Genomic DNA, 4749 nt, shown 5'->3' with positions numbered 1-4749 from the left:
TCTTACTATAAAACCCAACCCCCCCCCCCCCCCCCCCTGCCCCCACCGGCCGTGGGTTTCCGGACACTTACGGTGCCGGGACCGGCACGGCCGTCCTTCGTGCGGCCCCGGCGCGGTCAGCCGGATCCGGCGGCCGCAGCCTCCAGCGCCGCCAGCGACCGCAGGGTCGCATGGGCCTCGGACATGATCCGGCCGACCAGTTCGGCGCAGGACGGCAGATCGTCGATCAGACCCGCGACCTGGCCGGACGCCATCACCCCCAGATCGGGGCGGCCCTCCACCATGGACGCCTTGAGCATCATCGGTGTGTTGGCGGCCAGCAGCACCTGGCTCCACGTCAGATCCTTGCCGTGCTTCATGGCCAGACCGTCGCGGATCATCTCCGCCCAGCCGAGCCCGGAGTGCGCCTTGAAACCCGCCGCGTGCCGCAGCGCCCGCAGCAGCGCCGCCGGCCGCCCCGAGCGCTCAAGCGAAGCGACCAGGGGGGTGCGGAGCATCCGGTGCGGGAGCCCGTCGACCTTGGTGGTGACGGTGATGTCCTTGACGCCCGCCGCGAGGTACTCGGCCTTCACCGCGTCCGGCACCGTACTGTCCGACGTGAGCAGGAAGCGGGTGCCCATCGCGACGCCCGCGGCGCCCTGGGCCAGCGCGGCCACCAGACCGCGCCCGTCGCGGAAGCCGCCCGCCGCCACCACCGGGATGTCCACCGCGTCCACCACCTGCGGAAGCAGCACGGTGGTGGCGACCTCACCGGTGTGCCCACCGCCCTCGCCGCCCTGCACGATGACCGCGTCGGCGCCCCATGCCGCGACCTTCTCGGCATGCCGGCGGGCGCCGATGGACGGGATCACCACGACACCCGCGTCCTTCAGCCGGCCGATCAGGGCCTCGGAAGGGGCGAGCGCGAAGGACGCCACCCGCACCCCCTCCGCGATGATGAGGGCCACCCGGTCGGCGGCGTCGCCCGCGTCGGCACGGAGGTTGACCCCGAAGGGCTGGTCCGTACGGGACCTCACCTCGCGCACCGCCGAGCGCAGCTGCTCCAGCGTCATCGTCGCGGAGGCCAGGATGCCCAGCGCCCCCGCGTTGGCCGACGCCGACACCAGACGGGGGCCCGCCACCCATCCCATACCGGTCTGCACGACCGGATGGCGCACCCCCGTCAGCTCGGTGAGCGGGGTGGAGAGCGTGGCGGCCGGGCCCGCTCCGCCGCCGTCGCCGGTCATGTCCGCACCTCGCGGTCGCGCAGCCCCGCCGGGTCGATGACCGTACGGATCAGCCGCAGCTCCTCCGCGGTCGGCTCCCGGGTGAGAGGTACGTCGTCGGCGACCGTGAGCGGGAAGCCGGTGGCCTCCCGTACCTCCGCCGCGCTCACCCCGGGGTGCAGCGAGCGTACGCGCAGGGTCCGGTCCGGTGTCCCGAAGTCCAGCACCGCCAGATCGGTGACGACCCGTCGCAGCTCGTGGAAACGGGTCGCCGAAGGGCCCGCGGCGGCCGCACGGTCGTGGCCGACACCGCACACCATGTCGACCTTGTCCACGAAGACCCGGGTGGAGTGCCGTGGCACCCAGTAACTCGTCGGGTTGTTGATGGTGTTGACCGGGGCGCCGCGCACCCCGAGCAGCTGCCTGGCGGGCTGCTTCCAGTCGCCGATGCAGCTGATGTTCTGGTTGCCGTACCGGTCGAGCTGGCTGGCGCCCATCATGACGTGCCGCTTGCCGCCGGTCACCATGGACAGATGCCGGCGGTAGGGCAGCCAGCCCTCGACGACCTCCGGCGCGGCGCCGAGTGCGGGGACGTCGCCGATCACCAGCGCCTCGCCGTCGGTGAGCAGCAGGTCGGGCGAGAAGGTCAGCCGGGCGAGCCGGGCGCCGACCGACGGCACGGTGCCCATCGGGCTGGCCAGGACCTCGCCGTCCCCCCGCCACGCCTCCGCGCAGGCGATGACGCAGTACTCGGCGCGGGTGACATCGCTCCGCCCAGCGGCGGTGGCCTCCGGTGTGCTCATGCGCCCTCCTCGGCGAACGCCGCGACCGCGGCCTGGTAGGTGTTCTCGTCCCCGGAGAGGAAGCGCGCGGTGAACTCCCGCCAGGCGTCCGGGTCCGCCGCTGCCTTGGCGTACGCCGTCTGGAACGGCTCGTCCCGTCCGTAGTCGGGCACGCAGGAGGTGAAGTGCGCCCCGTTCGGGGTCTCCGTCACCCCGGTCACCGACTGCCGCCCGACAAGAAGGGTCTGTGGCCCGCCCGCATCCGCGAACTCCGTGCTCTCCACGATGCGTTCACAGGAGACGTACGCCTCGTCCGCCGCGTCGCAGAAGAGGTCGTCGAAGTACGGGTCGGGGCCCAGGTACTGGCCGTTGCCCCGGGCGTCCGCCCGGTTGAGGTGCACGAGCGCGGCGTCCATCCGCAGCGCGGGCACGGCCACCAGCTCCTCACCGTCCGGGTAGGGCGAAGTGACCGTCCGCAGCTCGGGGTTGACCCGCAGTACGTCCGAGCCCAGCCCGGCCCGTACCGGCAGGAACGGCAGCCGGTGGGCAGCCGCTGTCAGCCCCCACATGAACATCGACTCGTCCAGCTCGGTCAGCTCGAAGTCACCGCGCTGGCGGGCGGCGCGGAAGTGCGGTTCCAGCGGGATGGAGTCGAGGGTGGTGAAGGCGGCCACCAGCTTGCGGATCTTCCCCGCGGCGGCCAGCAGACCGACATCGGGGCCGCCGTACGAGACGACGGTCAGATCGGTGACGTCCGACCGCAGCAGGGCCCTGACGAGCGCCATCGGCTTGCGCCGGGAGCCCCAGCCGCCGATCCCGACCGTCATCCCGCTGCGCAGCCGGCCGGCGACCTCGTCCGGGGACATGATCTTGCCGGTTTTCCCGGGATTGTCGCTGCTCACGACTTCTCCTTGCTTCCGAAGGTGTTACGGACCCGGTCGGCGACGCCCAGCAGATTGGCCTCGAAGGTGAAGCCCTGCTCGAAGCGGTAGCTCCGGCGGACGTCGACCGGGTCGATTCCGTTGATGGCCGCCTTCGCGAGGCGGATCAGGGTCCCGTCCTTGGCGGCGATCTCGGCCGCGAGCCGTACTGCGGCGTCCAGAAGTTCGGCGCGCGGCACGATCTCCCACACCGAGCCGTGGTGGTGGAGCTCCTGCGCGGTGGCGGTGCGCGAGGTGTAGTACAGGGTGCGCATCAGGTGCTGGGGGACCAGGCGTGCGAGGTGGGTCGCAGCGCCGAGTGCGCCCCGGTCCAGCTCGGGGAGGCCGAAGGTGGCGTCCTCGCTCGCCACGATGGCGTCCGCGTTGCCCACCAGGCCGATGCCGCCGCCGAGGCAGAAGCCCGCGACGGCCGCGACCACCGGGACCTCGCACTCGTACACGGCGGCGAACGCCTCCGCGCAGCCGCCGTTGGCGCCCACCAGCGCCTCATGGCCGTCGGTGCGCTGCATTTCCTTGATGTCGACTCCTGCGTTGAAACCGCGTCCGGCGGCCGCGAGCACCACACACCGCACGGCCGGGTCGGCGCCCGCGGCGCGTACGGCCGCTGCCAGGTCGTACCAGCCCTGCACGGGCAGGGCATTGACCGGGGGGAAGTCGACGGTGACCACGGTGACACCGCTGAGCGGGCTTGAGGTGGAGACACCCATGAGCAGATCAGCTACCTTTCCACCAAACATTTGTTAGGTGAGAAGGTAGCAGTGGTTCGCGTACCGCGGGAGGGGGCGCCCGGCGCCCCGGCCCGTACGAGCCCGTACGACAGCCGACGGAAACGAAGAGGAGAAGCGGGATGACGTCACAGAACGCGGAAGGCACGGCGGGGGACGGCGGCGGAATCTGCGCGGGGCGGGTCGCCGTCGTCACCGGGGCGGGCCGGGGCCTGGGCCGCGCCCACGCACGCGCCCTGGCGGCGGAGGGCGCCCGGGTCGTCGTCAACGACCTGGGGGTCGGGCTCGACGGCGCGGGCGGCTCGGCCGGTCCCGCGCAGGACGTGGTGGACGAGATCGTCGCGGCGGGCGGCGAGGCGGTCGCCCACGGCGGCGACATCGCGACCACGGACGGTGCGGCCTCTCTGGTCGCCACCGCGCTGGACGCCTTCGGCCGGCTGGACATCCTGGTCAACAACGCCGGGTTCCTGCGGGACCGGATGCTCGTCAACCTCGACGAGGAGAGCTGGGACGCGGTCATGCGAGTCCACCTCAAGGGCCACTTCCTGGCGCTCAAACACGCAGGGGAGCACTGGCGGGCGGAGGCGAAGGCGGGACGGATGCCGCAGGCCCGGGTGGTCAACACCAGTTCGGGCGCCGGACTGCTCGGCAGTGTGGGGCAGGGCAACTACGCGGCGGCCAAGGCGGGAATCCTGGGGCTGACCCTGGTCGCCGCCGCCGAACTGGGCCGCTACGGGGTCCAGGTCAACGCCATCGCCCCGGCGGCCCGCACCCGGATGACCGAGACGGTGTTCGCCGACGCGATGGCCGCGTCCGGGGACGGCGGCTTCGACGCGATGGCCCCGGAGAACGTCTCACCGCTCGTGGTCTGGCTGGCTTCCGGGGCGTCCGCCGGAGTCACCGGCCGGGTCTTCGAGGCGGAGGCCGGACGGATCACGGTCATGGAGGGGTGGCGGCCAGGGCCGGGCGCCGACAAGGGGGCGCGCTGGACACCGGCCGAGGCGGGCGAGACAGCGCTGCGGCTGCTCACCGCCGCCGAACCGCCGCAGCCGGTGTACGGCGCACAGTGAACGCCGCCGTGCGGGCGCACCGGGAA

The 4749-nt window shown here is 72.7% G+C and carries 5 protein-coding genes; 1 reads left to right on the top strand and 4 read right to left on the bottom strand.

The features are described from left to right. Window positions 1-116 precede the first annotated feature (116 nt). From ACFXBC_RS32175 to ACFXBC_RS32160, 4 genes are read right to left on the bottom strand one after another with little or no spacing between them, the layout of a single operon-like run. Window positions 117-1226, bottom strand: coding sequence for an NAD(P)H-dependent flavin oxidoreductase (locus ACFXBC_RS32175; protein ID WP_385032607.1), 1110 nt, complete (start codon window positions 1224-1226; stop codon window positions 117-119). Beyond that, a complete protein-coding gene (locus ACFXBC_RS32170) occupies window positions 1223-2008 on the bottom strand; it encodes a CoA-transferase subunit beta (RefSeq protein WP_385032604.1) in 786 nt (261 codons plus the stop codon). The genes ACFXBC_RS32175 and ACFXBC_RS32170 overlap by 4 nt, the downstream gene beginning before the upstream one ends. Then, window positions 2005-2853, bottom strand: coding sequence for a CoA transferase subunit A (locus ACFXBC_RS32165; RefSeq protein ID WP_385032654.1), 849 nt, complete (start codon window positions 2851-2853; stop codon window positions 2005-2007). The genes ACFXBC_RS32170 and ACFXBC_RS32165 overlap by 4 nt, the downstream gene beginning before the upstream one ends. A 32-nt stretch (window positions 2854-2885) precedes the next feature. Then, window positions 2886-3635: an enoyl-CoA hydratase family protein gene (locus ACFXBC_RS32160; RefSeq protein ID WP_385032601.1), complete on the bottom strand. Its 750-nt coding sequence runs from the start codon at window positions 3633-3635 to the stop codon at window positions 2886-2888. A 140-nt stretch (window positions 3636-3775) separates the two neighbouring features. Between ACFXBC_RS32160 and ACFXBC_RS32155 the strand changes: the two genes are divergently transcribed. Next, window positions 3776-4723, top strand: coding sequence for an SDR family oxidoreductase (locus ACFXBC_RS32155; RefSeq protein WP_385032598.1), 948 nt, complete (start codon window positions 3776-3778; stop codon window positions 4721-4723). Window positions 4724-4749: the final 26 nt, after the last annotated feature.

Source organism: Streptomyces sp. NPDC059398, assembly GCF_042751845.1.
GTDB lineage: Bacteria > Actinomycetota > Actinomycetes > Streptomycetales > Streptomycetaceae > Streptomyces.
Note: the sequence above shows the minus strand (reverse complement) of the source record. Positions and strands in the feature narration are given on the sequence as shown.